The following is a 26,197-nucleotide window of genomic DNA, read 5'->3' as shown; positions in this document are numbered from 1 at the left end:
GTAGCAAGAAAAGCTCTACGCTACCACAGGCGAGCGGGCCCGGTCGCCTCCGCCAACAGTCGCTATATTGCCCCTTCTTATTAAGAGGCGCCCCAGTGTTTAAATGCGCTGGAAACGGTAAACCCCATCCTCGCCCATCTCACGACGCAAACGATCATCAAAATACAAGGCGTGCAGGTGAGCAATGGCCTCGCCCATGGCAAAGGTCATCTGATGCGAGTCCAGCTTGCGATGAAAGAGCACAGGCAGAATATCGGCGGCGGTACAGGGCTGGGCACAGGCTTCCAACACTTCTTCCAGACGCTCGGCGTGATGTTCCTGCTGCTGACGAATGCGCTCGTGCATGCCACGGAAAGGCTTGCCATGCGAAGGCAACACCAAAGTATCCGGGGCCAGATCCTGATAGGAGAGCAGGGAGTTCAGGTACAACGGCAAAGGATTCGCAAAGGGCTCGGTATCGAACACGCTGATATTGGTGGAGATACGCGGCAAAAGCATGTCACCGGAGATCAGCACCTTCAGCTCTTCACAGTACAGGGACATATGCTCGGGGGCATGGCCGTAACCCACAATCAAGCGCCAGGGGCGACCGGCAATCACCACACGCTGACCATCCATCAGGCGCACAAAACGCTCGGGCACCGAAGGCACCATCGAAGGGTAGTAATCCCCACGGCTGCGAATCTGCTCTCTGGCTTTCTCATCTTGCAGGCCATGACGGACAAAATGCGCTTCTGCCGCCACACCATTCGGGCCACCGGCTTCCGCGCCAGTCTGGCGTCCACCTGTCCCCGACCACAGCCTGGCGGTCGCGTAGTCCGTCATGCTGATCCACAAGGGGGCATTCCAGCGCTGGCACAACCAGTCCGCCAAACCGACATGATCCGGGTGCATGTGAGTAACGATCACGCGCAGCACGGGCAAGCCTTCCAACTCGTTCTGGAAAACCTGTTCCCACAGCTCGCGCACTTCGGGACGGGCGACGCCACAGTCCACAATGGTCCAGCCCTCGCGCCCCTCGATTTGGTCGCGCAATAGCCACAAATTGATGTGATCCAGCGCAAAAGGCAAAGGCATACGCAGCCAACGCACCCCCGGCGCGACTTCCAGGCTGCTACCCGCTGGGGGCAGGGTATCTGCCCAGGGATAATTCAATTTTTGTTCGTTAGGATTCATGCTCGCTCCAATGAATGGCTCTTGTAGGGCGTAAGGGCTGTCCATACTAAAAGGCCCTAGTTCGCACCCCGGCTCTATGGCATGATAGTTTACGTTTACGTAAATCACACTAAAAATGACAACGACAACCTGGACAATATCGGATCTGGCGCACGAGTTTGGCATCACGCCTCGTACCCTGCGCTTCTATGAAGACCAAGGGATCTTGAGCCCGCTGCGCCAAGGTACACAGCGCATTTATCAGCCCCGCGATCGTGCCCGCCTGAAGCTGGCCCTGCGTGGCAAGCGCCTGGGGCTGCAGTTATCGGAGATTCTGCGGCTGATCAATATGTATGAATCCCCGATGGACACGGCCTCCCAGCTTAAGCACTATCAGGAAGTCCTGAACGAGCACCGCTTGCGCCTGGAGCGCCAGCGGCAGGACCTGGATCAGACCTTGCAGGAGATTCAGGACCAGCTCGACATCTGTCACACCATGAGCGAACAATTGAAGTTGGAGTCCCGATAAGGGAAAACCCATATATATTACGTTTACGTAAACGTAATATAAATACAATTCCACAACCCATTTATTTCCACGGAGTGTCTCATGAGCCTGCCCGGCCTGAATTTCGATCTTGGCTCCGACCTGGACATGCTGCGCGACGCTGTCGCCGACTTCTCCCAGGCCGAAATTGCCCCCTTAGCGGCTCAACTGGATCACGATGACCAGTTCCCCATGCACTTGTGGAAGAAGTTCGGTGAGATGGGTTTGCTGGGCATGACCGTTAGCGAAGAATACGGTGGTGCGAATCTGGGCTATCTGGCTCACATGATCGCAATGGAGGAAATCTCCCGTGCCAGCGCCTCGGTGGCTCTGTCCTACGGTGCGCACTCCAACCTCTGTGTGAACCAGATCAACCGCAACGGTACAGAAGCCCAGAAGCAGAAATACCTGCCCAAGCTGATCAGCGGTGAGCATATCGGTGCCTTGGCCATGAGTGAGCCCGGTGCTGGTTCGGACGTGGTCAGCATGAAGCTGCGCGCCGAAAAGAAGGGCGATCGTTATGTGCTCAATGGCTCCAAAATGTGGATTACCAACGGCCCGGACGCTGACACCCTGGTGGTGTACGCCAAAACGGACCCGCAAGCCGGCGCACGCGGCATTACCGCTTTCCTGATCGAAAAGGATTTTGCCGGTTTCTCCGTTGCCCAAAAGCTGGACAAGCTGGGTATGCGCGGCAGCCACACAGGCGAGCTGGTGTTCCAGGATTGTGAAGTCCCTGAAGAAAACGTGCTGGGCCAACTCAATGGTGGCGTCAAAGTGCTGATGTCCGGCCTGGACTACGAACGCGCCGTGCTGGCCGGTGGTCCGCTGGGCATCATGCAAGCCGTCATGGACGTGGTGATTCCTTACATCCACGACCGCAAGCAGTTCGGCCAGGCCATTGGCGAATTCCAGCTGATTCAAGGCAAGGTGGCCGATATGTACACCACCCTGCAAGCCAGCCGCGCCCTGTGCTATGCCGTGGGCAAGAATCTGGACCGTCTGGGTGCAGGCCATGTACGTTCTGTGCGTAAAGACTGCGCAGCCGCCATCCTGTACAGCGCTGAAAAAGCCACCTGGATGGCTGGTGAAGGTATCCAGATTCTGGGCGGCAACGGCTACATCAACGAATTCCCCACAGGCCGCCTGTGGCGCGATGCCAAGTTGTACGAGATCGGCGCGGGCACCAGTGAAATCCGCCGCATGCTGATCGGCCGCGAATTGTTCGCCGAAACCGCCTAAAAAGGCAAAGGCATGTCCAACCCTGATTTTGGCGAAACCACCGTCATTACCCCGGTTCAAAAACCGGGGATGACGGCTATCCAGGTGGCCCAGGCCATGCTGGATGGGTTCAATCGCCACTATGCGCTGTTTCGCTACAGCGCCCAGCGCGCCAAGTCTTTGTACGAATCAGGCGACTGGCATGGTATTCAGCAGCTCTCGCGCGAACGTATCGAGTACTACGCGACACGGGTGCGCGAATGCGCGGCCATGCTTAGCCAGAATCTGCGTTTGCATCAGCCCACGCCTTCCGATCCGGCCCATCTGGACGAGGCCCAGCAGCAGTTGTGGTTGCAGGCCAAGGCGGAGTTTGTACGCCTGCTCTCGGGTCACCGTCAGCCAGAATGTGCGGAGACCTTTTTCAACTCCGTCTCCTGCCGCGTGCTGCATCGGCACTACTTCCGCAACGAATTCATTTTCGTGCGCCCAGCCGTTGCCACGGATTATCTGGACGGCGCGCTGCCTTCGTATCGGGTCTATTACCCCACCGAAGAAGGTCTGGAAGCCAGTCTGACCAGTATGCTGGCCGACTTCGGTCTGGCCGCCCCCTTTGCCGACCTGCCGCGCGATGTGCGCACGCTGGCTCGTATGGCCGTGCGTCAACTGTGCCGCCGTCTGCCACGTGGCTATGGCTCGCGCATTGGCTCGGACTGCCAGATTCAGGTGCTGAACTCCCTGTTCTTTCGTAACAAGGGCGCCTATGTGGTGGGCCGCCTGATCAATCAGGGTGAAGTGCTGCCGTTTTCGATTGCCATTTTGCATCGCCCATCAGGACACTTGTATATAGACGCCTTGCTGCACACCACGGACGACCTGTCCACGCTGTTCAGCTTTACCCGCGCCTATTTTCTGGTCGATATGGAAGCACCGTCGGCCTATGTGGACTTCCTGTCCAGCCTGCTGCCCCGCAAGCCCAAGGCCGAGCTGTACACTGCCATCGGCCTGCAAAAGCAGGGCAAGACCCTGTTCTACCGCGACTTTCTGCACCACTTGTCGCACTCGCACGATCACTTTGATCTGGCACCCGGTATAGCCGGTATGGTGATGACGGTATTCACCCTGCCGTCCTACCCCTACGTCTTCAAGCTGATCCGTGACCGCATTCAAAAGCAGGGCATGGACCACGCTACGGTACGCAGCAAATACCAGCTGGTTAAAAAACATGATCGTGTCGGGCGCATGGCCGACACCTGGGACTACGCTCAGGTGGCCTTGCCCAAGGCACGCTTTTCCGAAGCCTTGCTGGAAGAACTTCGCCGCGAAGTGCCCAGCCTGCTGGAAGAGTCCGAGGACACCATCCTGCTGCGCCACGTCTACATTGAACGACGCATGACCCCGCTGAACCTGTATCTGAACAAAGCCAGCGACCCCGCCCTGAATGCCGCCGTGGAGCAATACGGCAAGGCGATCCGGGAACTGGCCGCCGCCGACATCTTCCCCGGCGATATGTTGTTCAAGAACTTTGGTGTGACTCGTCTGGGCCGCGTCGTCTTCTATGACTACGACGAAATCCAGCACATGCGCGAGATGAACTTTCGCGCCATTCCGCCTGCACCAAATGAAGAAGCCGAAATGGCCAGCGAACCCTGGTATCCCATCGGCCCGAACGATGTATTTCCCGAAGAATTCGGCTACTTTCTATTGACCGACCCTCGTATTCGCAAAGCCTTCATGGCCCACCATGCAGAACTGCTGGAGCCTGAATGGTGGACTCAGTGCCGCTTGCGAGTGACGCAAGGTCGGATCGAAAATATTTTTCCGTATAACAAAGATCGGCAGCTGCACGAGTTTGCCAAACGCGGGCCGGTCTCCTCTTTGCAACCAGGAGTCTTTCATGACTAATTCCGTTGTCATCGTCTCGATCGCCCGCACCCCTATGGGCGGCATGATGGGTAGCCTGTCCGATCTGGCCGCCCACGAACTGGGCGCCGTCGCCATCAAGGCGGCCATGGAGCGCTCGGGCATTCAGGCCGACAAGGTCGACGAAGTGATCATGGGTAACGTGCTGCAAGCCGGTCAGGGCCAGGCTCCTGCACGCCAGGCTGCCTTGGGCGCCGGTCTGCCCCAGGGTGTAGCTTGCACCACCATTCACAAGGTTTGCGGTTCCGGTCTGAAAGCCGCCATGTTTGCCCACGACCTGCTCAAGGCAGGCAGCGTGGACGTGGTGGTGGCCGGCGGTCAGGAAAGCATGAGCAATGCTCCCTACCTGCTGCTGAAAGGCCGCGAAGGTTACCGCTACGGTCACTCCACCGTGTATGACCACATGGCCCTGGACGGCCTGGAAGACGCGTACAGCCGTGGCACCGCCATGGGTGTATTTGCCGAAGATTGCGCCAGCAAATACGAGTTCAGCCGCGAAGAGCAGGACGCCTACGCGCTGGAGTCGCTGCGCCGCGCTCGCCAAGCCAGCGATGACGGCAGCTTTGAATGGGAAATTGCGCCAGTCACCATCGCTGGCCGCAAGGGTGATGTCGTTGTTGCCAAGGACGAAGCCCCCACCAAAGCCATGCCCGAGAAGATCCCCACGCTGCGTCCCGCTTTCAAGAAAGACGGCACAATTACCGCTGCCAACGCCTCGTCCATTTCGGACGGTGCCGCCGCCATGGTGATCACCACCGAAGAAAAAGCCAAGGAATTGGGTGCCACACCGCTGGCCCGCATTGTGGCTCACACCCAGCACGCGCAAGAACCGGCCTGGTTCACGACCGCTCCAGTCGCTGCTATCCAGAAACTGCTGGATAAAACCGGTTGGAGCGTGGCTGACGTTGACCTGTTCGAGATCAACGAAGCCTTTGCCGTGGTGACCATGGCTGCCATGAAAGAGCTGAACATCCCGCACGACAAGGTCAACATCCACGGTGGTGCTACCGCCCTGGGTCACCCCATCGGTGCATCGGGTGCTCGCCTTCTGGCAACCTTGATCGGCGCACTGCGCAAGACCGGCGGCAAGCGCGGTATTGCCTCGCTGTGCATTGGCGGTGGCGAAGCTGTCGCCCTGGCCGTCGAGCTGGTTTAAAACAAGCTCATCAGCCGGGCTGCGGCCCGGCTGATTTTATGGGCTTTTCTCTGTTCTCTTTCCAGGCACGCCATGTCAGTTATTGAATCCCGCATCAATCCGCGTTCCCAAGACTTTCAGGACAACGCCTCGATCATGCAGGCCCTGATCCTTGATCTGCGCCAAAAGCTACAGAAAACCGCCTTGGGTGGGTCCGAATCCTCCCGGCAACGCCATGTGGGTCGCGGCAAGCTGCTGCCCCGTGAACGCGTCGAACGTCTGCTTGATCCCGGCACCCCTTTCCTGGAGCTTTCGCCTTTGGCTGCCCAGGATGTCTATAACAACGAATCCCCGGGCGCAGGCATCATCACCGGCATTGGCCGCATTGCAGGCATTGAATGCGTGGTGGTCTGCAACGACGCTACGGTCAAAGGTGGTACTTACTACCCGCTGACCGTCAAAAAGCATTTGCGTGCCCAGGAAATTGCCCAACAGAACAATCTGCCCTGCGTGTACCTGGTGGACTCGGGCGGGGCCAACCTGCCCAATCAGGAAGACGTGTTCCCGGATCGTGACCACTTTGGCCGCATCTTCTACAACCAGGCCAATATGTCGGCCCAGGGCATTGCCCAGATTGCGGTCGTGATGGGTTCGTGTACCGCTGGCGGTGCCTACGTTCCAGCCATGAGTGATGAATCCATCATCGTGCGCGACCAGGGCACCATCTTCCTGGGTGGCCCTCCACTGGTCAAAGCCGCAACCGGTGAAGAGGTCAGCGCCGAAGACTTGGGCGGTGGCGATGTACACACCCGTCTGTCCGGCGTAGCTGACCATCTGGCGGAAAACGACCTGCATGCGCTAGAGCTGGCGCGCCGCTGCGTAGGCCGCCTGAACCGCGAGAAAAAACTGCCCTGGCCGCTGAAAGAAGTGCGCGAGCCACGCTACGACCCGCAAGAGCTGAACGGCATCATCCCTGCCGACACCCGCAAACCCTACGATGTGCGCGAAGTCATCGCCCGCATTGTGGATGACTCGGATTTTGATGAATTCAAGGCCCGCTTTGGCACCACGCTGGTGACCGGCTTTGCCCATATCCACGGCATGCCTGTAGGCATCATTGCCAACAACGGCATTCTGTTCTCCGAAGCGGCCCAGAAGGGCGCCCACTTCATCGAACTGTGCTGCCAGCGCAAGACGCCTCTGGTGTTCCTGCAGAACATCACCGGCTTCATGGTGGGCCGCAAATACGAAAACGAAGGGATCGCCCGCCACGGTGCCAAGCTGGTCACCGCCGTTTCTACCGCGGCCGTTCCCAAATTCACCGTGATTCTGGGCGGCTCCTTTGGTGCCGGTAACTACGGCATGTGTGGCCGCGCCTTCAGCCCACGCCTGCTGTTCCTCTGGCCCAATGCCCGTATCTCGGTCATGGGTGGTGAACAGGCGGCCAGCGTGCTGGCTACCGTGCGCCGTGATGGCCTGGAAGCCCGTGGTCAGACCTGGAGTGCCGAGGAAGAAGAAGCCTTCAAGGCCCCCATCCGTGAGCAATACGAACATGAAGGCCACCCCTACTACGCCACCGCGCGTCTGTGGGATGACGGCATCATCCAGCCTTCGGATACCCGGCGCGTTCTGGCCCTGGGCCTGTCCGCCGCCTTGAACGCCCCTATTGAAGACACCCGCTTTGGCGTGTTCCGCATGTAAGACAAGGAGACACTGTGTTTCAGACCCTGCTGATAGCCAATCGCGGTGAAATTGCCTGCCGGGTGGCCGCCACTGCCCGCAGCCTGGGGCTGCGTACCGTTGCGGTTTACTCCGACGCGGACGCCGACGCCCAGCACGTACGTGCTTGTGATCAAGCCGTGCGCATCGGTGGCCCCGAGCCACGCGACAGTTATTTGAAGATCGACGCCATTCTGGAAGCCGCCCGTGCCACTGGCGCGAATGCCATCCACCCTGGCTACGGTTTTCTGTCCGAGAACGAGCACTTTGCTCGCGCTTGTGAAGAAGCCGGCATTATTTTTGTAGGCCCGCCCGCTCAAGCCATTGCGGCCATGGGCAGCAAGTCCGCCGCCAAATCCCTGATGGAAAAAGCCGGTGTACCCTTGGTGCCCGGTTACCACGGCGACAATCAGGACCCCGACTTTCTGCACAAACAAGCCGACCAGATCGGCTACCCCGTGCTGATCAAGGCCAGTGCCGGTGGTGGCGGCAAGGGCATGCGCATTGTGGAAGAGTCCGGCGCGTTCCTGGAGGCCTTGCGCTCTTGCCAGCGCGAAGCTGCCAGCAGCTTTAGTGACGACCGCGTGCTGATCGAGCGCTACATCACCAAGCCACGCCACATCGAAATCCAGGTCTTTGGTGACCAGCACGGTGGGTACGTGTACTTGTTCGAACGCGATTGTTCGGTACAACGCCGTCACCAGAAAGTGATTGAAGAAGCTCCCGCCCCCGGCATGACGCCCGAGCGTCGCCAGGCCATGGGTGAAGCGGCCATTGCAGCAGCACGCGCCGTGAACTATGTGGGTGCAGGCACGGTGGAGTTCATTGCCGAGCAGGACGGGCGTTTCTACTTCATGGAAATGAATACCCGCCTGCAAGTGGAGCACCCCGTCACCGAACTGATTACGGGCCACGATCTGGTGGAATGGCAGCTGCGTGTGGCCGATGGCCAGCCTTTGCCTGCCAAGCAGGAAGAACTGAGCATCAATGGTCACGCCATTGAGGTTCGCATTTACGCAGAAAACCCCGATAAGGACTTCCTGCCCTCCATCGGTACACTGCGCAGCTTGCAGTACCCCGCCCATGCGTCCTTCACCTCCGGTGATGTGCGTATCGACAGCGGCGTGCGTGAAGGCAGCGTCATCAGCCCCTTCTACGATCCCATGATTGCCAAGGTGATCACCCATGGTGCTGATCGTGAGCAGGCCCGTCGTCGCCTGATTCGCACGCTGGCCGATACTCAAGTGGCCGGCGTACACACCAACAAGACTTTCCTGCAACGCCTGCTGGGCGATGAAGCCTTTGCCCAGGCCGATCTGGATACAGGTCTGATCCCACGCCGTCACGATGCGCTGTTCCCCAGCAATCAGGACGTTCCAGCGTCTGTGCTGGCCTTCGCCGCCTGCGCCGTGCTGACTCACCAGGGTCTGAGCGGACAAGCCTCCAACTCCGACCCCTGGGCGGTGCATGACGCCTGGCGTCTAAGCGGAGACTACGATCAGAAAGTAGCCTTGCAACTAGGCGAACAAACTCACGAAGTACTACTACAACGTCGTGAAAACCAGTGGCAGATCACACTGGGCGAAGCTCAACACGTGCTGCGCTGGCAAGCCGAGACAACCGCTGGTCTGGCCAAAACCCTGACCTTACGTCTGTGGCTGGATCAGGTCGAATATCGCGCCCAGGTGCTGCAAGATGGCGACCATCTACAAGTTGCCCAGGCCGGTTCGGACTGGACTCTGGCCGTGATCGACACCTTGGCCAGCGCCGGTACCAACAGCCAGGAAGCCCACGGCGGCCGTCTGACCGCTCCCATGCCCGGCAAGATCATTGCCCTGAACGTGGGCGCTGGTGACAGCGTCAAGCAGGGTGATGTGCTACTGGTCATGGAGGCCATGAAGATGGAACATTCCATTCAGGCACCGGCTGATGGCACCGTGGCCGAGCTGTTCTTTGCCGTGGGAGATCAAGTGCCCGAGGGCGCAGAACTGGTCACCATGGAGAGCTGAAACTCCTCCCTTCCAGCCCGTGTAAAACGCATTGCCGGGCTGGAAAAATAGGCGTAAAGTCGCACTAACAAGAGCCCCCGTCCAGGGGCTCTTGCCGTTAAGAACGACTCATGACCGCCCAGCCCCTTACCCCTTACTGTGGTCGCTTTGCGCCTAGTCCCAGTGGTCCCTTGCACGAGGGTTCACTGGTGGCCGCTATGGCCAGCTACCTGGATGCACGCGCCCAGAACGGGCGCTGGTTACTGCGCATTGAAGACATAGACACGCCACGCGTGGTCGCAGGGGCTGACCAGATCATCATGCAGCAGTTGCAAGGTCTGGGCATGCGCTGGGATGGCGAGGTGCTTTGGCAAAGCCAGCGGCAGGCACGCTATCAAGAAGTGTTTGATGGCCTGCGCGAGCGAGATCTTGTCTACGGCTGCGCCTGCACCCGTCAGGAAATTCTGGCGGCTTCCCTGCCAGTCGCGCCGGATTCGCACGAATATCCCTATGCAGGCACCTGCCGCCACGGCATCCCGGTAGACCGTGCCATCCGTGCTTGGCGGCTGCGTGTCCCGGAAGGGGTGGAACACTTCACCGATCGCTGGGCCGGGCCGCAGCAACAGGACGTAGCCAAAGAAGTAGGGGACTACATCCTTAAGCGCGCCGACAAGCTCTGGGCTTACCAGTTTGTTGTGGTCATTGATGATGCAGACAGCCAGATCACCGATGTTGTACGCGGTGCCGACTTGCTCAGCTCCACCGCCCGCCAACGCGTACTGCAAAAAGTCCTGGGCCTGCCTGTACCGCGCACGTTGCACGTGCCGCTGGCCTGCGATGAGCAAGGCCGCAAGCTCTCCAAACAGAACCATGCCCCGGCCTTTGACCTGGAGCATCCTATGGAGACACTGCAACGCGTCTGGGCCTTTCTGGGGTTTGCTCCCGTGGCTGCGAACACCCTGGACGAGTTCTGGAGCCAGGCCATCAGTGCGTGGGCGCAGCGCTTCCCGCTGCCTGCGGAGCCAAGCCCGAACAGTTGAGCCACGAGCCGAGGCTGGATGCGGATGCGGATGCGGATGCGGATGCGGATGCGGATGCGGATGCGGATGCGGATGCGGATGCGGATGCGGATGCCAGCTAGTTTAGTGGCCTTTCAACCGCTGCGGTCCCACTTGCAGGGTTTCAAATAAACGACAGTTTCTGCCCCAACAATCGATTTATGTTTCAATCATAAAGACGCCCCGCCGCAAAGGGCGTCTGCCAGAGCAGACCCAGGCAAAAAGCAGTCTGGATGCGCAAGGCAAGACCCATCCATCCCCTGAACACCCCATTTGCCCCCTACCGCAAATCAGCGTAAAGTTTGGTCACTGGTTACCGAAATCACGCAGTTTTTTTAATCACTTAGGACGGCAACCTTATACCCATGTTTGATATCCTGGTTTATCTATTCGAGACGTATTACAACCCCCAGTCCTGTCCCAAGGCGGAGGTTCTGGCCCACAAATTGGCCGCTATTGGCTTTGAAGACGAGGACATCAACGACGCACTGGGCTGGTTACATGCACTGGGCGAGACCTCGCAGCAGTGTCAGCCTACGGCTCAACTCAGTCCCAACAGTCAGCGTATTTTTTCTGAGCACGAACAACATGTGCTGGGCGCTGATGCCATGGGTTTCATCACCTTTTTGCAAAATTCCGGCGCTCTTACCGCCCACCTGCGCGAAATCCTGATTGAAAGCGCCATGACGGTGGACGAAAGCCCGGTCTCGTTGGACAAAATAAAAATTGTCGCCCTGATGGTTTTGTGGAGCCACGAAGCCGAAATCGATCACCTGATCTTTGAAGAGCTGCTCAGCGACGACTCCACCCGTCAGTCCCACTAAGCTGATACACAGGAACCTATTTTTTGTTCAAGAACCGGCCCCGATAAAGAGGGTCCTTCAACACAAAAAGCCAAGGCCCGAATCCGACGCCACATCGGACTCGGGCCTTTTTGATTAGGCTTGCTGCTGACTGGCTCTGGCTTGGCTGCCTCTAGCGAAACAAACCCCAGATACAAAAAAGCCGGATTGTCTTTATTAGAGACAATCCGGCTACAGGCTATTGAACGCAGTTGTTCAGCTCAGGCTTACTTGATTTCCTTTCTGTCCTTGTCCAGCATCGCGCGCAGCAGGCTTTGGCCATCCTCGACCACCGCAAACTCGCCATAACGGGCGGCATCGAAGCGATCTGCCGAGCCTTCAGCGAAGAACCAGGCATCTGTTCCAGGCGTCCAGTTACTGCGGTGACGACGCATGCGCAAGCGCATCACATCGGAAGGTTCAGCCACAGGGCCTTCTTCGCTCCACAGACGCTCCTGGCCGTCCTGCTCCAGATAAACACCCTTGAACTGCGCCACCTTGTTCTCATCCAGCTGCACCGCCACAACAACCCATTGCTGAGCGTCCATCTTGGCAAGCGCATCCTTGGGCAAGCCCCAGGACAGGGCAGACAAGTTCTGCGACAGGGCAAAGTTCAAGGACATATAGTCGCCCTGCATCAGCGAACGGGGGTCCACCGGAGCCAGTTCCAGCAACACCGTCTGACCATCGCTCAAGATACGTTCTTTTTGCACGATGGCCACGTTGGCTACACCCAGCACCAGCATGGTCCCCAGCAGAACGCTGGCAACCATACCTTTGGGCGCGTCCTGCAAGCTTGCTGCCGTCCCTGCCTTCTTGCGGCTCAACTGACCCAAATAGGCAAAGACCAGACATCCCACCCCGGTTGCCAGCAACAGCTCGGCCTTGTCCAGCAAACTGATATTCAGGATGTAATACAGACGCCAGAGGCAGAACAGGCCCATTGCCACGGCCACCGCCAACAAGCTGAGATAACGCCAGGCATAAGCTACCAGAATCCAGCTCAAGGCCAGGGCCACCGGCGGATAGGGAGTCCAGACTGCGCACAAAGCGGCCATCCCCAGCAAGGCAATGCCATAGACCAGGGGTTGGTCACGCCAACCGCGCCAATAAAACGCCAGTATTGCCAAAGGAGCCATGGCCAGCAGAAAGCCAGCTACGGTCAGGTACGGCCGCGACTCGTCCCAAAAGGGCATGGAATAAAACAGTGTGCCCGCCCAAATAAGATGAATCTGGGAAGCGAGCAGCAAGGACCAGAACAAGGGCAGCCAGAAATGCGGCTTGCGCTCACCACGCAAATAAAGATGCCCCAGCCACAAGGCGGCAAAAAACATGAATGCCGCGGGCATTTCCAGCACCCAATAAGGCATCATGGTCCAGCGATCAAACAAGCGCTCGATCACCAGAAACTCGATCGCGGCCAGTGCCCAAATCACCAGCAACATGCGCAATACGAACTGGCCTTTGGCAAGCCTGTACAGCAAGGTACTGATCACGACGGCTATCATGGCGCTGGCCTCAAGTGGCCAGGGGTAGCGCAAGTCCATAACCGGCACGCTCAGCAAGAGCAACGCACACGCAACCCAGCCGCCGACCAGATCCTGGCTGGGTACTGTGTGAGCCTTGGCAAACAGCACGGGGGACACCAGAGCCATGATGCCGCCCAGTACACCCAACGCTTCCAGACTCAATTCCAGAGAAACACCCAGGTACAGCAGAATAATCAGTGGTAACAGCAGGTATAAGAACAGCTTGATCACGCGCAGATACCAGGGGTGATGCTCGTCACTATCCTGAGCGTCAGCTTGAACACTAGCCTGTGCGTTGGCCAGGATCTCTGCTGTTGGGGCGGCAGGACTTGTTGTCTTTGCTGCGTTCACTGGTACTTGGGTTGCAGCCGCTTCAGCTCCAGCATGAGTCCGTCGCCAATGGACGACCTGTTGCTGCAGGAAGCGCAGCAAGCCCAGGCCCAGACCCACAATAACCACCACGATCAGCAGGAACGCATCGCCTGCATACTCGATAATCAGCATGCTCAAGGAGCCATACGCGCCGAACGAGGCCAAGGACATGATCAGCAAATCCGGGCGGCGGTAGTGATAAATACCGTACAGCACCAGGAACAGGACCAGTCCCAGCAAGGAGTTGCCTTCCATGACCTGGGCACCGATGAAAAAGCCCACCGCAATTGCTGCCACACGCGGCACGATGCGCCACGGGTCATGACGCGCACGCCAGATGGTTTCGGCTGCCAGCAACAGCAGCACATTGACTGCCAGAGCCAGCAAGGTCTGCGTGGTGTAACTGCGCCCGAACCAGCCCAAGCGGGCAACATCTATCCATAAGTACAAGGCGGTATTGATCAGTACCAGCCACAGCACCGACAGAAAGACACTGCGCACTGTGAATACCCAAGGTATGATCAGCACAGTCCACAATGCGAAAAGCTGCCAAGGGTCTGCGCCGGTCTGATAAGTCTGGCCAATCAGCGCCAGCAAACCGCCCGTGGCCACGGCGGCCAGGCCGGTCAAAGCAGCCGGCACTCCCAGATCATGACCCCAGCCACCGGAACGTCGGCGAAACAGCAAGGCCAGCCCTGCAGAAACCAGCACGGCGCCTTGAGCCAGGGCAAATTTGGCTACGTGCCCCCAGTTTTCCCAATTGGCCGCAATCCAGGTCACCAGACCACTAGCGAGCAGCAAAACGGCCAAACCCCAGGCCAGTTTTGTCAGAAACACTCGCCAGTCTGTGGGCCATACGTTAGTCTTGTCAGGTCTCATAACTTGCATAGAGGGATAAGCACCTCGTATCATTTCGCGCATTGCAGCGCAGTTGCTGTCACTGGAATCATATGGATAAAACACTAATCATTGCCGAGAAACCTTCAGTCGCCGTAGATATCTCGCGGGCATTGGGCGGTTTCACTCGAGAAGGTGATTATTTCGAAAGCGATCGCTATGTGCTGGCCTCCAGCATCGGCCATCTGCTGGGCCTGGTGGCCCCTAATGATCCGGTCCGCGGCAAGTGGAGCTTCACACATCTACCTGTTATTCCCCCTCAGTTTGAGCTCAACCCGACTGACAAGAAATCGACTGAGCGCTTGAAACTGCTGGTCAAGCTGATCAAACGAAAGGATGTCACCGCTGTTATCAATGCCTGTGACGCGGGGCGCGAGGGTGAGCTGATTTTTCGCTACATTATGCAGTACGCCGGTGCGAAAAAACCGGTAAAAAGGCTTTGGTTACGTTCGATGACACAATCGGCGATCCGTGAAGCATTTGAAAACCTGCGCGACGATGAAGACATGAAACCGCTGGAAGCGGCTGCTCGTTCGCGCGCCGAAGCGGACTGGCTGGTGGGCATTAATGGCACGCGTGCCATGACGGCTTTCAATAGCAAGGATGGCGGTTTTTTCAAAACCCCCGTGGGCCGTGTGCAAACCCCCACGCTGGCTATCGTGAACGAGCGCGAGAACCGCATTCGCCAGTTCGTGTCGCGCGATTACTGGGAAGTACACGCGGACTTTATTGCCGCTGCAGGCCTGTACACCGGCCGCTGGTTCGACCCCAAGTTCGTCAAAGACGAGCATGACCCCGAGAAAAAAGACTCGCGTCTGTGGTCCCTGACGGCTGCCCAAACCATTGTGGCCGCGTGCCGCGAGCAACCCGGCGTAGTCACCGAGGAATCCAAGCCCAGCACGCAGATGTCGCCCGCCTTGTTTGATTTGACCTCGCTGCAACGCGAAGCCAACTCGCGCTTCGGCTTCTCTGCCAAGACCACCTTGTCCTTGGCGCAGACGCTGTACGAACGCCACAAGGCGCTGACTTACCCCCGTACCGATTCGCGCTATCTGCCTGAAGACTATATAAGTACAGTGCAAGAAACCATGCGTGCGCTGGCTGACAGCGGCACGCCTGCCAGCGCTTCGGTGCAACCGTTTGCGCAGGAAGTGGTCGAGCAGAAATGGGTCAAGCCCAACCGTCGGATTTTCGACAACAAGAAGGTTTCGGATCACTTTGCCATCATCCCCACCTTGCAGGTGCCTCGGGAGCTGAGCGATGCCGAACACAAGATTTACGAGCTGATCAGCCGTCGCTTCCTGGCCGTGTTCTTCCCGGCTGCGGAATTCCGCGTCACCACGCGTATTACGCAGGTGTCCGGTCACCACTTCAAGACCGAAGGCAAAGTGCTGGTCAAACCGGGCTGGCTGGCTATTTATGGCCGCGATGCCCAAGGTGAAGATGCGTCCCTGGTGCCGGTTGCCGATGGCGAGAAGGTTCGCACTGAAGACGTGAGCACCAAGGCCCTGGCTACCAAGCCACCTGCACGCTTTACGGAAGCGACCCTGCTGTCGGCCATGGAAAGCGCCGGTAAGCTGGTGGATGACGAAGCCTTGCGCGAAGCCATGTCCGAGCGCGGTCTGGGTACGCCAGCCACTCGTGCTGCCATTATTGAAGGTCTGCTGAACGAAGCCTACTTGCGTCGTGAAGGCCGCGAGCTGGTGCCTAGCGCCAAGGCGCGTCAGCTGATGACTTTGCTGTCCGGGCTGGGTGTTAGCGAACTGACTTCGCCCGAACTGACTGGCGAATGGGAGCACCAGCTCAAGCAGATCGAGCAACGTCAGCTGGATCGCGACGTATTCATGCGTGAAATCGCGCAGATGACGCAAGTTATCGTCAAGCGTGCGAAAGAGTACGAACGCGACACGGTTCCTGGTGATTACGCGACCTTGCAGACGCCATGCCCTAAATGTGGTGGCGTGGTCAAAGAAAATTACCGTCGTTATGCCTGCACGGCTTGCGATTTCTCTATCGGTAAGCATCCGGGTGGTCGCACCTTTGAGCTGCCTGAGGTTGAAGAGCTATTGGCCAAGAAAGAACTGGGCCCACTGCCCGGTTTCATCAGCAAGATGGGTCGTCCCTTTGCGGCACTTTTGCGCATTACCGACGAGTACAAGCTGGAGTTCGACTTCGGCCAGAACGACGACGATGATGACGAAGCCCTGGATTTCAGCGGCCAGACCCCGGTCGGCCCCTGCCCCAAGTGCCAGTCTCCCGTCTTTGAGCACGGCTTGCGTTATTTGTGCGAGAAGTCCGTGGGCCCGTCCAAGAGCTGCGACTTCCGTAGCGGCAAGGTGATTCTGCAGCAGGAAATTACCCGCGAACAGATGGCCAAACTGTTGGGTGAAGGCAAGACAGACCTGCTGGATGGTTTCGTGTCCTCGCGCACCAACCGCAAGTTCAAGGCCTTCCTGGTGCGTCAGGCAGACGGCAAGATCGGCTTTGAGTTCGAGCCGCGTCCAGAGAAGCCAGGTCGCAAAACAGCCGCCAAGAAAACGGCCACTAAAGCAGCGGCTAAAAAGACAGCAGTGAAGAAGACGGCGGCCAAGAAGACGGCAGCTAAAAAAACAGCTGCTAAAAAGACGGCCAGCAAGGCGGAGTAAAAAGCTCGGCTTGTTTGAAAGAATGGCCTCCCTTTTTTGGGGGGCTTTTTTTTATGGGTAGTCGTGTAGGGCTTGCAGGCTGGGGAAGAGAGTCTCTGTGAAAACGCCATTCAGGGACCGGGTTTGGGTCTCCGGGCTGAGCACTTGCCGGTGCTGCGCACCGGTTCCCTTGTCGAGTACAGGATCCGGGCGCACCCTGAACTCGCCCGGTGGTTTGTCCCCCGGACAAACCACAAACGCCGGGCTCAAACAGCAGGGCGCTTGCATCCCGGATCCCGCACTCGCCTGCGGCAAGTACTCTGAACCGCCCCGAGACCCAAACCCGGTCCCTGAACGGCTCACAATAGTTCTTTGCCCAGAAGCTGTAAGGCTTCTTACCCTTATGACCTCAATTCCACCCAAATACTTATGTACGCCCCTGGGCATGGCATAAAGAAACGAGCGAAACATAGGCTGCTAAGCAAGCATAAGCATCGAAAAGCTAACAACAACAACAACAACAACAACAACAACAACAACACACACACATAGTGCAAAGCACACGACACCCTGCACGCAGCCACAGCCACAGCCACAGCCACAACCAATGCAAACCCACCCGAAACAGTGTTGCAAGGCCGAGGTATTAGAACGGTGTGAAGGCTCGAGTCCGTGGGGCGTTGGGGGTGGGCGGGTCAGAGTACTTGCCGCGGGCAGGAGATAGCGCAGGGGTACAAGCATCCTGCTGTTTGAGCACGACGCTTATGGTTTGTCCGGTGGACAAACCATCGTGCGAGTTCAGGATGCGCCCTGCGCTATCTCCTGACTAGGGAACCGGTGCGCAGCCCACCCCCAACGCCCCACGGACTCGAGCCTGGCTTTTAATCACCTCTCCTATGCCAAGCTCCGTCCCAAGCACTACTCCAGAGCCAAAACCCTTCTAAACCACAATGCAGCAGCATCAAAACCGCAACTAAAGCGGTAAGTAAAACAAAGCCTTAGCAAGCACCACAATCAGCAGGACGTGTGCAAAAACACTAAGGTGGATAATCCGTGAACGCCGCGCCGTCATGGTCTTGCGTCGGCTCATCACCATTACAGATAGAAAGTGCCCAAATACGCTTAGCGCCAGGGTGATCTTTACGCCCAGTATCCACGCACGAGCGCCGCCGACCTCAAACAAGGCCCGATGCTGCCAGGCCAGACTCAAGCCCGCACCGTAGAGCAATAACAAAACCCAAGGCATGATGCGACGCGCCCGCCGCCCTAGGGCATACTCGAACTCCCGCATCGATGGCCGGGAAACCTGACGCGCCAAAGGCGACAACATCAGCACCTCGAAAAACACAGTGCCGATAAAAAAAATCGCAGCCAGAAGGTGAACCAACAACAAGAGGAAATAGCTCATGAACAGCGCTCAGGAAAGCAGACGATTCTTCAACGGTACACCAGGTCTCGCGCCCACAAACTGACTTCTGGCACATAGCTGATCAGCATCAAGCAAGCCAGGATGACGACTACAAAAGGCAGCAGGGGACGTATCAGTTTTTCCAAAGAAATCCCGGCCACTGAACAGGCGGCAAACAGGTTCACGCCAAAGGGCGGAGTCACCATTCCCAGCGCCAGATTGACCACCATGATGATGCCAAAGTGCGCCGGATCAATGCCAAACTGCATGGCCACCGGCAGCAAGAGCGGTGCCAGCACCACAATCGAGGCCGAGGTCTCGACAAACATGCCCACCACAAACAAGGCCACGTTCACACCCAGCAAAAACATCATGGGGCTACTGAACAATTCCCCCAACCAGATCCCCATGGCAGCCGGAATGCCGGTGCGATTGAGCAGGAAGCCAAACACACCCGCATTGGCGATGATGAACATGATGACCGCCGTGGACACCACGGAACGATGCAGCACCTTGGACAAGTCGCCCCATTTAACGCTGCGATAGACAAACATGCTCACGATCAAGGCATAGACTACCGCCACCGCCGAAGCCTCGGTAGGCGTGAAAATACCCCCGTAAATCCCGCCGAGAATAATCACCGGCATCAACAAGGCCAACCACGCCTGACGGAATGCCGTCCAGACACCCAAACGACCCACGCCGTCCTGCAAACCCAGACCATGGCGACGTGCATACAGCCACACATAAAGCATCAAGGCGCCGCCGATCAGCAAGCCAGGGCCAATACCTGCAACGAACAGCTCGCCTACCGACGTGTCCGTGGATACGGCAAACAGAATCATGGGAATGGACGGCGGGATGATCACCCCCAGCTCCGCCGCTGAGGCCTGCAAGGATGCCGCGAACGGTGCCGGGTAGCCATGCCGGACCATGGCAGGGATAAGAATTGCCCCGACCGCAAAAGTGGTTGCCACACTGGAACCGGCCACTGCCGCAAAAATCATGCAGGTCAGCACACAGCTACAAGCCAGGCCCCCTTGAACACCCCCCACCAGGCTTTTGGCAAACTCCACCATACGGTTGGACATGCCGCCCGACTCCATCAGGTTGCCTGCCAGAATGAAGAAGGGCACAGCAACCAGAGGATACTTGTCCAGAGCTGCATACAACTGCTGGGCGATGACCAGAAAAGTCATGCGCCCCTCCCAGGCTACCCCCGCCATATTGGCCAGCCCCACGGCAATCGCCACGGGCACCGTCAATACAAAAAACAGCAGCATGGACACAAGCATGATCTGGGACACGATACGGCCTCCGGTCTAAACAGATGCCCGTAAGGCATCCAGAGTTCGGTGGTGCTTTACAGGCACGGAATCAGGTCTTGAATTAGAGCTGCGTGTTATCGACCACAGCAGGCGCAGGTTTCTCCAGCCAACGGGCCAGCAGGCCCAAAATGGCCAGCACGGCACCAATCGGGATCGCGATATACACCCAGGAAATGGACCACTCCAGACTAGGCATGGTCTGAAAGCGCACCCGCCAGGTCATTTGAATGCCGACCCAGGTCAACAGGCCGAAAAAAGCCAGACACGTAATCAGCACGGCCACATCCAGCCAATGCTGCGTCCGCTTGCCGACCCAGAGCCGCAACACATCCACGCTTAGCATAGCGCCCTGACGCAAGGCCAGACACAGGCCCAGCATGACTGTCCAGATCAGAGCGGCACGTGACCAGGCCTCGCTCCAGTCGGCGGGCGACTGGAGCACGAAACGAGCGATCACTTGATAGAACGCAGCCGCCACTGCCGAGAGCAGCAGCAACTGCGTCACCCAGGACACCAGACGAAACAGGCCCTTATCCAGAACGGACAACAGAGCTTTCATGATGAATGCCGTTTACTGAGTCTGACGGATAGATTCGACCAGTTCCTGGCCGAACTGTTTGTAGTACTGGGGATAGACAGGCTCTACCGCTTTGGCAAACGCGGCATGGTCAACGGTATTGACCTGCATGCCTTCGGCCTTGACGGCATCCACGCCGGTTTTCTCGATATCGTCCACGTAGTCACGCATGGCCTGGGCAGCCGTTACGCCGGCATCTTTCATCAACTGCTTGTCCTGATCGGACAGGCCGTCATACACCGCCGGAGACATCAGCACCAAGGCCGGGCCATACACATGAGCCGTCAGCGACAAATACTTTTGCAGCTGCGGCAGCTTGGCCGACACAATCACGGACAAGGGGTTTTCCTGACCGTCGATGGTGCCCTGTTGCAGTGCGGTTGCCACTTCCGGCCAGGCCATAGGCGTAGCCAGAATACCGATTTCACGGAAAGCGGCAATATGGATGGGGTTCTCTGTGGTGCGAATCTTCAGGCCCTTGGCATCAGCCGGGGTGGTGACAGGACGCACATTATTGGTCAGGTGACGGAAACCTTGCTCGCCCCAGGCCAGCGCCACAATCCCGCGTTTGGGAAATTCAGCCAGCATGTCCTGACCGATCTTGCCATCAAGTACATGGCGGGCATGCTGCAGGTCGCGGAACAGGAAAGGAATATCGAACACGCCGGTCTTGGGCACAAAGTTCAGGGTTGCGCCGGTAGAGACAATGGCCAGATCAATCGTGCCCAATTGCAAGCCTTCAATAACTTCACGCTCGCCGCCCAAGGCACTGTTGGGAAAGGCCTCGATGGTGTAGTTGCCGTCCTTTTCCAAGGCACTGGCAAAGGCTTTTGCACCCGCACCATAGTGAGAGCTGGTGGACAAAGCGTAAGCCAGCTTCAAGGAAGTCTGGGCCGTGGCCGCTCCCGCCGCCAGGCCCAAGCCCAGCATCAAACCTGCGGCCAAAAGACGGTTCTTCATGTGACGGTACATCATGCATGCCCCTCCTGTCTGAATGGATCAGTGTATTTAATGCGTAGTGCTCGGGCTGGGACATAGGGGTTTTTACGCCTGTGTCCCAGCCGGGCACCTTATTCTTCTACGTACCAGTTATCTTCGGACAACATGACCTGTTGATGGCCATAGCCCGCTGGCATCATGGGGAAACAGTTTTCCAGCGCCAGCACTTCCACGTTAAGGAAGAACGGGCCATCGTGGGCCAGACAACGCTCCAGCGCCGCATCCAGCTGATCGGGATGCTCCACGCGTTCGGCTTCCCAACCAAAGGCGCGCGACAAGGCCACAAAATCCGGCATGGCTTCGTTGTAGCTGTGGCTGTAACGACCATCGTGAATCAGCTCTTGCCACTGGCGCACCATGCCCATGTGGCGGTTATTGCACAGAATCACCTTGATCGGCGTGCGATGCTGCACAGCGCTGGCCAGTTCCTGAATATTCATCAGTACCGACGCGTCACCACTGACACACACCACCAGCTTGTCCGGATGCGCAATCTGCGCGCCAAAAGCGGCAGGTACGCCGTAACCCATGGTGCCCGCACCGCCGGAAGTCAGCCAACGACGAGGGCGATCAAACTTGATGTATTGTGCCGCCCACATCTGGTGCTGGCCCACATCGGTAGAGACGATGGCATCACGGCCTTCCAGATGCGCGTCCAGACGTTGCAGCAAGTGCTGCGGCAAGATGGCGTCGCTATGAGGCGTCACTTTCAAGCACTCTTGAGCACGCCACACGCCAATGCGCTGCCACCAATCTTTCAAGCGACCTTCGGGCAATTCGTGATGCGACAGCTCTTTGCGCAGGGCGCGCAGTAGGGGATAGCAATCACCCACCAGAGCCACATCAGCACGCACCACCTTGTCGATGGAACCGGGGTCGATATCAATATGAATCTTGCTGGCATGGGGGCAGAAATCGGACAGACGGCCGGTAATGCGGTCGTCGAAGCGAGCGCCCACACAGATAATCAGATCCGCATGGTGCATGGCCAAGTTGGCTTCCAGCGTGCCGTGCATGCCCAACATGCCCACGAACTGCTCATCACGTGCAGGGTAGGCACCCAGGCCCATCAAGGTCAGTGTGCAAGGTGCGCCAGTTTCCTGAACCAGGCTGGTGAAGGCGTGGCTGGCATCGGCCCCGGAGTTGATCAGGCCACCACCACCGTAAAACACGGGGCGGCGAGCGTGCGCAATCATGGCGGCGGCGCGTTTGATCGCCGCTTCCTGGGCAGAGGCCGGAGCGGGAGGAGCCAAGAGGCTGTCAGCCTCGTCCTGGGCCGGCGCGTCGCTGCTGGCAGCGGGCAGGGTGGCGATCTGAATATCTTTGGGGAAGTCCAGCAGCACCGGACCGGGGCGGCCCTGGGTACACAGGCGCAAGGCCTTGGCCGTCAGGGAGGCCACGTCTTCAATACGACGAACCTGGGCATTCCACTTGGTCACAGGGCGGGAAATGCCAATCGCATCGCACTCCTGGAAAGCGGCGGTACCAATTGCGGTGGTCGCTACTTGACCACTAATACACAGGACAGGAATAGAATCACACAAGGCATCGAGCAAACCGGAGGTGGTATTGGCCATACCGGGGCCTGATGTCACCAGCACCACGCCAGGTTTGCCGGTGCTGCGGGCATAGCCTTCGGCCGCATGTACGGCAGCTTGCTCGTGACGAACCAAAATATGACGAATTCGCGGCTGGGCATGAAGAGCATCATAGAGCGGTAACACCGCTCCGCCAGGATAACCAAAAATGGTATCTACACCCTGAGCGATCAAGGTTTCGAGCAAGATTTGCGCGCCGTTGTGGGCGGTCGTTTCAAGTGACATGGTTGCGTAGCCCTGCATGTTTTGTAAGATAGAGATCGCCGTCCAGTTTATCCCCTTTTACAGGCTGATTCCCCATGGTCACTCAACGCCAACCCTGGCACGTCGTCAAACCATCCAAACTGCATGGCAATGGCGTCTTTGCGCTACGCGATATTCCAGCCGGAACGCGCATCCTGCAATATGCTGGCAAGCGGCTTACGCCGGAACAGGCCGATGCCTTGTTCCCCGTCAATCCGGATGAGCCTTTCCACACTTTTTTCTTTGCACTGAGCAATGGCAAAATCGTGGACGGTGGTCAGGGAGGCAATGATTCACGCTGGATCAACCACTCTTGCGCCCCCAACTGTGAAGGTCACGAGAACGCCGATGGCTCGCGCGTCTTTATTGTGGCCATGCGCGATATTCCTGCCGGGGAAGAGCTTTTGTATGACTACTCGCTGGTCATCGACGATGAAATTACCGAGGAGCTCAAGCAGAACTACCGCTGCCTGTGTGGCGCTCCCCAGTGCCGTGGCACCATGATTGCCCTGCAATCAGATCGCTCCCAGGCTGTTGCCGACGAGCTACGCGAAGTGGCCGCAGAATTGGATGCGGAAATGGAACAGGCCCGCAAAACGCCGGTTTCATCCAAACAAAAAGCCGCTGATCTGAAGGCCACTGCCATTAAGCAGGCAGAAAAGGGCGAGTCCGATCAGGATAAAGATGAGGACGCGGATAGCGATAAAGAATCCTCAAGCGAGAAAGGCAAAAAGGATAAGAAGAGCAAAAAGAAGAAAAAAGAAAAAGCCAAAAACAAGGATAAAAATAAAGACAAAAAGCCTTCCAAAAAGGACAAAGAAGGCAAAAAAGGGAAAAAGGACCGTAAAAAAGAGTAAGCTGTCCCCCAGCTTGCATTAGCCCAGGCTGCCTCACCGGCAGCCTGCACCCTTGCTAATCACCCGCACAGCAAGCCCGGCAACACCCCAGCCGGGCCTCTCAGAGCGCCACACACAGGCCCATCTGTCGTGCCGGGCCAGGTTTCACACCTCATCAGCTAGGCGAAGCACCAACCCCCATATTGCGTGTGCCCTCGCCCCCATCCCTATCGTCTCTCCCCAGGCCAATGATGGCCCGCGGGTGCTATTGCACCGGGGGAAATTACTCACTGCCAGCCCCGTCTTTGACCGCTAGCATGTAGCTTTATTGCCAAATCTGACAGACCTCATGGATTCAAGTTCTACAGATACACCCGATAATCACGCCGCCTCGCCCGCCGAATCCGGCCTGCGTATTCCTTTGCAAATAGAGGACTGGGCTTCGGTCCTGATCATGGCGACCCTGGCTTTAATTACCTTTGCCAACGTGTTTGTGCGCTATCTGACCGATAGCTCCTTTGCCTGGACCGAGGAAATCTCCATCTTCCTGCTGGTGGTCCTGACCATGAATGCCGGTGCCAGCGCCTGTGTGCGCCACTTGCACATTCGTATTGAAGTCTTTGCCGATGCGGGCACGGTGCGTCGTCAACGCCGCCTGGCCCTGTTTGGCATTGGCATGAGCCTGCTGTTCTTTGTCGGCATGGCCATTCTGTCCGGCCGCATGGCCCTGGACGAGTTCGAGTGGGGCGATACCTCGCCCTCCATTGGTGTCCCGACCTGGTGGTACAGCATGTGGCTGCCCATCCTGTCCACTACCCTGAGCCTGCGTTTGCTGGGCATGTGGGTGCGTCGTTGGCAGGCTAAATCATGATTGCAACCTTGCTGTTTGTCATCTTCATCGGCCTGATGCTGGTGGGCGTGCCGGTGGGCGTGTCCCTGGGTATAGGTGGTGCCTTTGCGATTTTGATGTCCAACCTGGATACGCACTGGTTTGGCCTGATGGCCGTGCCGCAAAGCTTTTATGCCGGTCTGGCCAAATACCCCTTGCTGGCCATTCCCATGTTCGTGTTGGTGGGCTCCATTTTTGACCGCTCGGGCGTAGCCAGCCGTCTGGTGAACTTTGCGGTAGCGCTGGTTGGCCGCGGCCCTGGCATGCTGCCCGTTGTTGCCATTGGCGTGGCCATGTTCCTGGGTGGCATTTCCGGTTCCGGCCCGGCCTGCGCCGCTGCCGTGGGCGCGGTCATGATCGGCGCCATGAAACGCGCGGGCTATCCCGGTCCTTTTGCGGCCAGTATTGTGGGCGCGGGTGCTGCCACCGACATTCTGATTCCCCCTTCCATCGCCTTCATTATTTACTCGGTGCTGGTGCCCGAAGCCTCCGTACCCGCGCTGTTTGCGGCTGGTATGTTCCCCGGCATTCTGGCGGGGATTGGCCTGATTATTCCGGCCATCTGGCTATCGCGCCGTCACAAGCTGGGATTGGCCGAAGCCGAGCTGCCACGTCCGCCATTCTGGCGCAGCCTGCGAGAAGCCGCCTGGGGCCTGATTGCCCCGGTCATCATTCTGGGCGGGATGCGCCTGGGTCTGTTCACTCCCACAGAAGCGGCTGTTGTGGCCGTGTTCTACGGCCTGTTCGTGGGCATGGTCATCCATCGCACCATCAAGTTCCGCGATCTGTTTTTGATCCTGCGAGAAGCCGCCGAATTATCAGCCGTCATCATGATGGTTGTGGCACTGGCCGGTATTTTTGCCTGGGCGCTGTCCACCCTGAGCATTATTGACCCCGTCACCAATGCCATCATCAATTCCGGTCTGGGCGAGTACGGCATTCTGGCGCTGATGATTGTCATGCTGATTGTGCTGGGCATGTTCCTGGATGGCATCTCGATCTTCCTGATCTTCGTGCCGCTGTTCATGCCTATTGCCTACAACTTTGGCTGGCACCCCGTCTGGTTCGGGGTCCTGCTGACCTTGAACGTGGCTCTGGGCCAGTTCACTCCACCCGTCGCCGTCAACCTGATGGTCGCCTGCCGTATCGCGGGCGTCCCCATGGAAAGCACCCTGCGTTGGGTAGGCTGGCTGCTACTGGGCATGGGCTCGACCATGCTGCTCGTTATCGCACAACCCGAGATTGCCCTGTGGCTGCCGCGCTACCTGGGCTTTAACTAAAACCACAAGACTGAAACACAACTCATAGAAAG

At 58.0% G+C, this 26,197-nt stretch carries 19 protein-coding genes; 12 read left to right on the top strand and 7 right to left on the bottom strand.

Translation table 11 applies throughout. The features are described 5' to 3' along the window. Positions 1 to 99 precede the first annotated feature (99 nt). Positions 100 to 1,176, bottom strand: coding sequence for an MBL fold metallo-hydrolase (locus WFM49_RS14370; RefSeq protein WP_336973928.1), 1,077 nt, complete (start codon positions 1,174 to 1,176; stop codon positions 100 to 102). Between the two features lie 115 nt (positions 1,177 to 1,291). Here WFM49_RS14370 and WFM49_RS14365 point away from each other — a divergent pair, with 115 nt between their 5' ends. The 8 genes from WFM49_RS14365 (at position 1,292) to WFM49_RS14330 (ending at position 11,567) form a co-directional block, all read left to right on the top strand. Beyond that, on the top strand, positions 1,292 to 1,684 hold the full coding sequence (locus WFM49_RS14365) for a MerR family transcriptional regulator (protein WP_009463587.1): 393 nt from the start codon (positions 1,292 to 1,294) through the stop codon (positions 1,682 to 1,684). Between the two features lie 81 nt (positions 1,685 to 1,765). Continuing rightward, on the top strand, positions 1,766 to 2,944 hold the full coding sequence (locus WFM49_RS14360) for an isovaleryl-CoA dehydrogenase (RefSeq protein WP_063690996.1): 1,179 nt from the start codon (positions 1,766 to 1,768) through the stop codon (positions 2,942 to 2,944). Between the two features lie 69 nt (positions 2,945 to 3,013). Then, positions 3,014 to 4,825, top strand: coding sequence for a bifunctional isocitrate dehydrogenase kinase/phosphatase (gene aceK / locus WFM49_RS14355; RefSeq protein ID WP_254500292.1), 1,812 nt, complete (start codon positions 3,014 to 3,016; stop codon positions 4,823 to 4,825). Then, the gene (locus WFM49_RS14350) at positions 4,818 to 5,999 is read left to right on the top strand and encodes an acetyl-CoA C-acyltransferase (RefSeq protein WP_250756441.1); all 1,182 of its coding nucleotides are present in this window, start codon (positions 4,818 to 4,820) and stop codon (positions 5,997 to 5,999) included. The genes aceK and WFM49_RS14350 overlap by 8 nt, the downstream gene beginning before the upstream one ends. 72 nt (positions 6,000 to 6,071) lie before the next feature. Continuing rightward, positions 6,072 to 7,679, top strand: a complete 1,608-nt coding sequence (locus WFM49_RS14345) for a carboxyl transferase domain-containing protein (protein ID WP_021447122.1) — start codon at positions 6,072 to 6,074, stop codon at positions 7,677 to 7,679. Between the two features lie 14 nt (positions 7,680 to 7,693). Next, on the top strand, positions 7,694 to 9,706 hold the full coding sequence (locus WFM49_RS14340; RefSeq protein WP_009463593.1) for an acetyl/propionyl/methylcrotonyl-CoA carboxylase subunit alpha: 2,013 nt from the start codon (positions 7,694 to 7,696) through the stop codon (positions 9,704 to 9,706). 110 nt (positions 9,707 to 9,816) lie between these two features. Then, a complete protein-coding gene (gluQRS, locus tag WFM49_RS14335; protein WP_250756438.1) occupies positions 9,817 to 10,725 on the top strand; it encodes a tRNA glutamyl-Q(34) synthetase GluQRS in 909 nt (302 codons plus the stop codon). A 383-nt stretch (positions 10,726 to 11,108) separates the two neighbouring features. Further along, entirely contained in the window at positions 11,109 to 11,567 is a 459-nt protein-coding gene (locus tag WFM49_RS14330; RefSeq protein WP_009463598.1) for a DUF494 family protein, read from the top strand. Positions 11,568 to 11,812: 245 nt separating this feature from the next. Here WFM49_RS14330 and WFM49_RS14325 read toward each other — a convergent pair whose 3' ends face one another. Next, positions 11,813 to 14,323, bottom strand: a complete 2,511-nt coding sequence (locus tag WFM49_RS14325; RefSeq protein ID WP_336973920.1) for a GDYXXLXY domain-containing protein — start codon at positions 14,321 to 14,323, stop codon at positions 11,813 to 11,815. A 113-nt stretch (positions 14,324 to 14,436) separates the two neighbouring features. On the opposite strand from WFM49_RS14325, the gene WFM49_RS14320 reads away from it, so the two are divergent. Further along, positions 14,437 to 17,028 carry a DNA topoisomerase III gene (locus tag WFM49_RS14320; RefSeq protein WP_009463602.1) on the top strand — a complete coding sequence of 864 codons (2,592 nt, stop codon included), beginning with the start codon at positions 14,437 to 14,439 and terminating at the stop codon, positions 17,026 to 17,028. Between the two features lie 952 nt (positions 17,029 to 17,980). On the opposite strand, the gene WFM49_RS14315 is transcribed toward WFM49_RS14320, so the two are convergent. The 5 genes from WFM49_RS14315 to ilvB all read right to left on the bottom strand — a co-directional run bounded on the left by WFM49_RS14315 (position 17,981) and on the right by ilvB (position 23,160). Then, positions 17,981 to 18,415 carry a CopD family copper resistance protein gene (locus WFM49_RS14315; RefSeq protein WP_009463604.1) on the bottom strand — a complete coding sequence of 145 codons (435 nt, stop codon included), beginning with the start codon at positions 18,413 to 18,415 and terminating at the stop codon, positions 17,981 to 17,983. A 29-nt stretch (positions 18,416 to 18,444) separates the two neighbouring features. Then, positions 18,445 to 19,722 carry a TRAP transporter large permease gene (locus WFM49_RS14310; RefSeq protein WP_009463605.1) on the bottom strand — a complete coding sequence of 426 codons (1,278 nt, stop codon included), beginning with the start codon at positions 19,720 to 19,722 and terminating at the stop codon, positions 18,445 to 18,447. An 82-nt stretch (positions 19,723 to 19,804) separates the two neighbouring features. After that, on the bottom strand, positions 19,805 to 20,302 hold the full coding sequence (locus WFM49_RS14305; RefSeq protein WP_009463607.1) for a TRAP transporter small permease: 498 nt from the start codon (positions 20,300 to 20,302) through the stop codon (positions 19,805 to 19,807). A gap of 12 nt (positions 20,303 to 20,314) precedes the next feature. After that, entirely contained in the window at positions 20,315 to 21,280 is a 966-nt protein-coding gene (locus WFM49_RS14300) for a TRAP transporter substrate-binding protein (RefSeq protein ID WP_035269947.1), read from the bottom strand. Positions 21,281 to 21,390: 110 nt separating this feature from the next. Continuing rightward, complete coding sequence (gene ilvB, locus WFM49_RS14295; RefSeq protein ID WP_324577719.1) at positions 21,391 to 23,160, bottom strand: biosynthetic-type acetolactate synthase large subunit; 1,770 nt, start codon at positions 23,158 to 23,160, stop codon at positions 21,391 to 21,393. Positions 23,161 to 23,216: 56 nt separating this feature from the next. Here ilvB and WFM49_RS14290 point away from each other — a divergent pair, with 56 nt between their 5' ends. The 3 genes from WFM49_RS14290 to WFM49_RS14280 all read left to right on the top strand — a co-directional run bounded on the left by WFM49_RS14290 (position 23,217) and on the right by WFM49_RS14280 (position 26,165). After that, positions 23,217 to 24,017 (top strand): SET domain-containing protein, encoded by an 801-nt coding sequence (locus WFM49_RS14290; protein WP_035269291.1) that lies wholly within the window; start codon positions 23,217 to 23,219, stop codon positions 24,015 to 24,017. 328 nt (positions 24,018 to 24,345) lie between these two features. Beyond that, complete coding sequence (locus WFM49_RS14285; RefSeq protein ID WP_009463614.1) at positions 24,346 to 24,867, top strand: TRAP transporter small permease; 522 nt, start codon at positions 24,346 to 24,348, stop codon at positions 24,865 to 24,867. Next, positions 24,864 to 26,165 carry a TRAP transporter large permease gene (locus WFM49_RS14280; RefSeq protein ID WP_009461177.1) on the top strand — a complete coding sequence of 434 codons (1,302 nt, stop codon included), beginning with the start codon at positions 24,864 to 24,866 and terminating at the stop codon, positions 26,163 to 26,165. The genes WFM49_RS14285 and WFM49_RS14280 overlap by 4 nt, the downstream gene beginning before the upstream one ends. Positions 26,166 to 26,197 lie beyond the last annotated feature (32 nt).

The sequence above is a fragment of the Alcaligenes sp. PF14 genome (assembly GCF_037150615.1).
Classification (GTDB): domain Bacteria; phylum Pseudomonadota; class Gammaproteobacteria; order Burkholderiales; family Burkholderiaceae_B; genus Alcaligenes; species Alcaligenes phenolicus.
The sequence above is the reverse complement of the archived record's forward strand: the minus strand, read 5'-3'. Positions and strand labels throughout refer to the sequence as shown.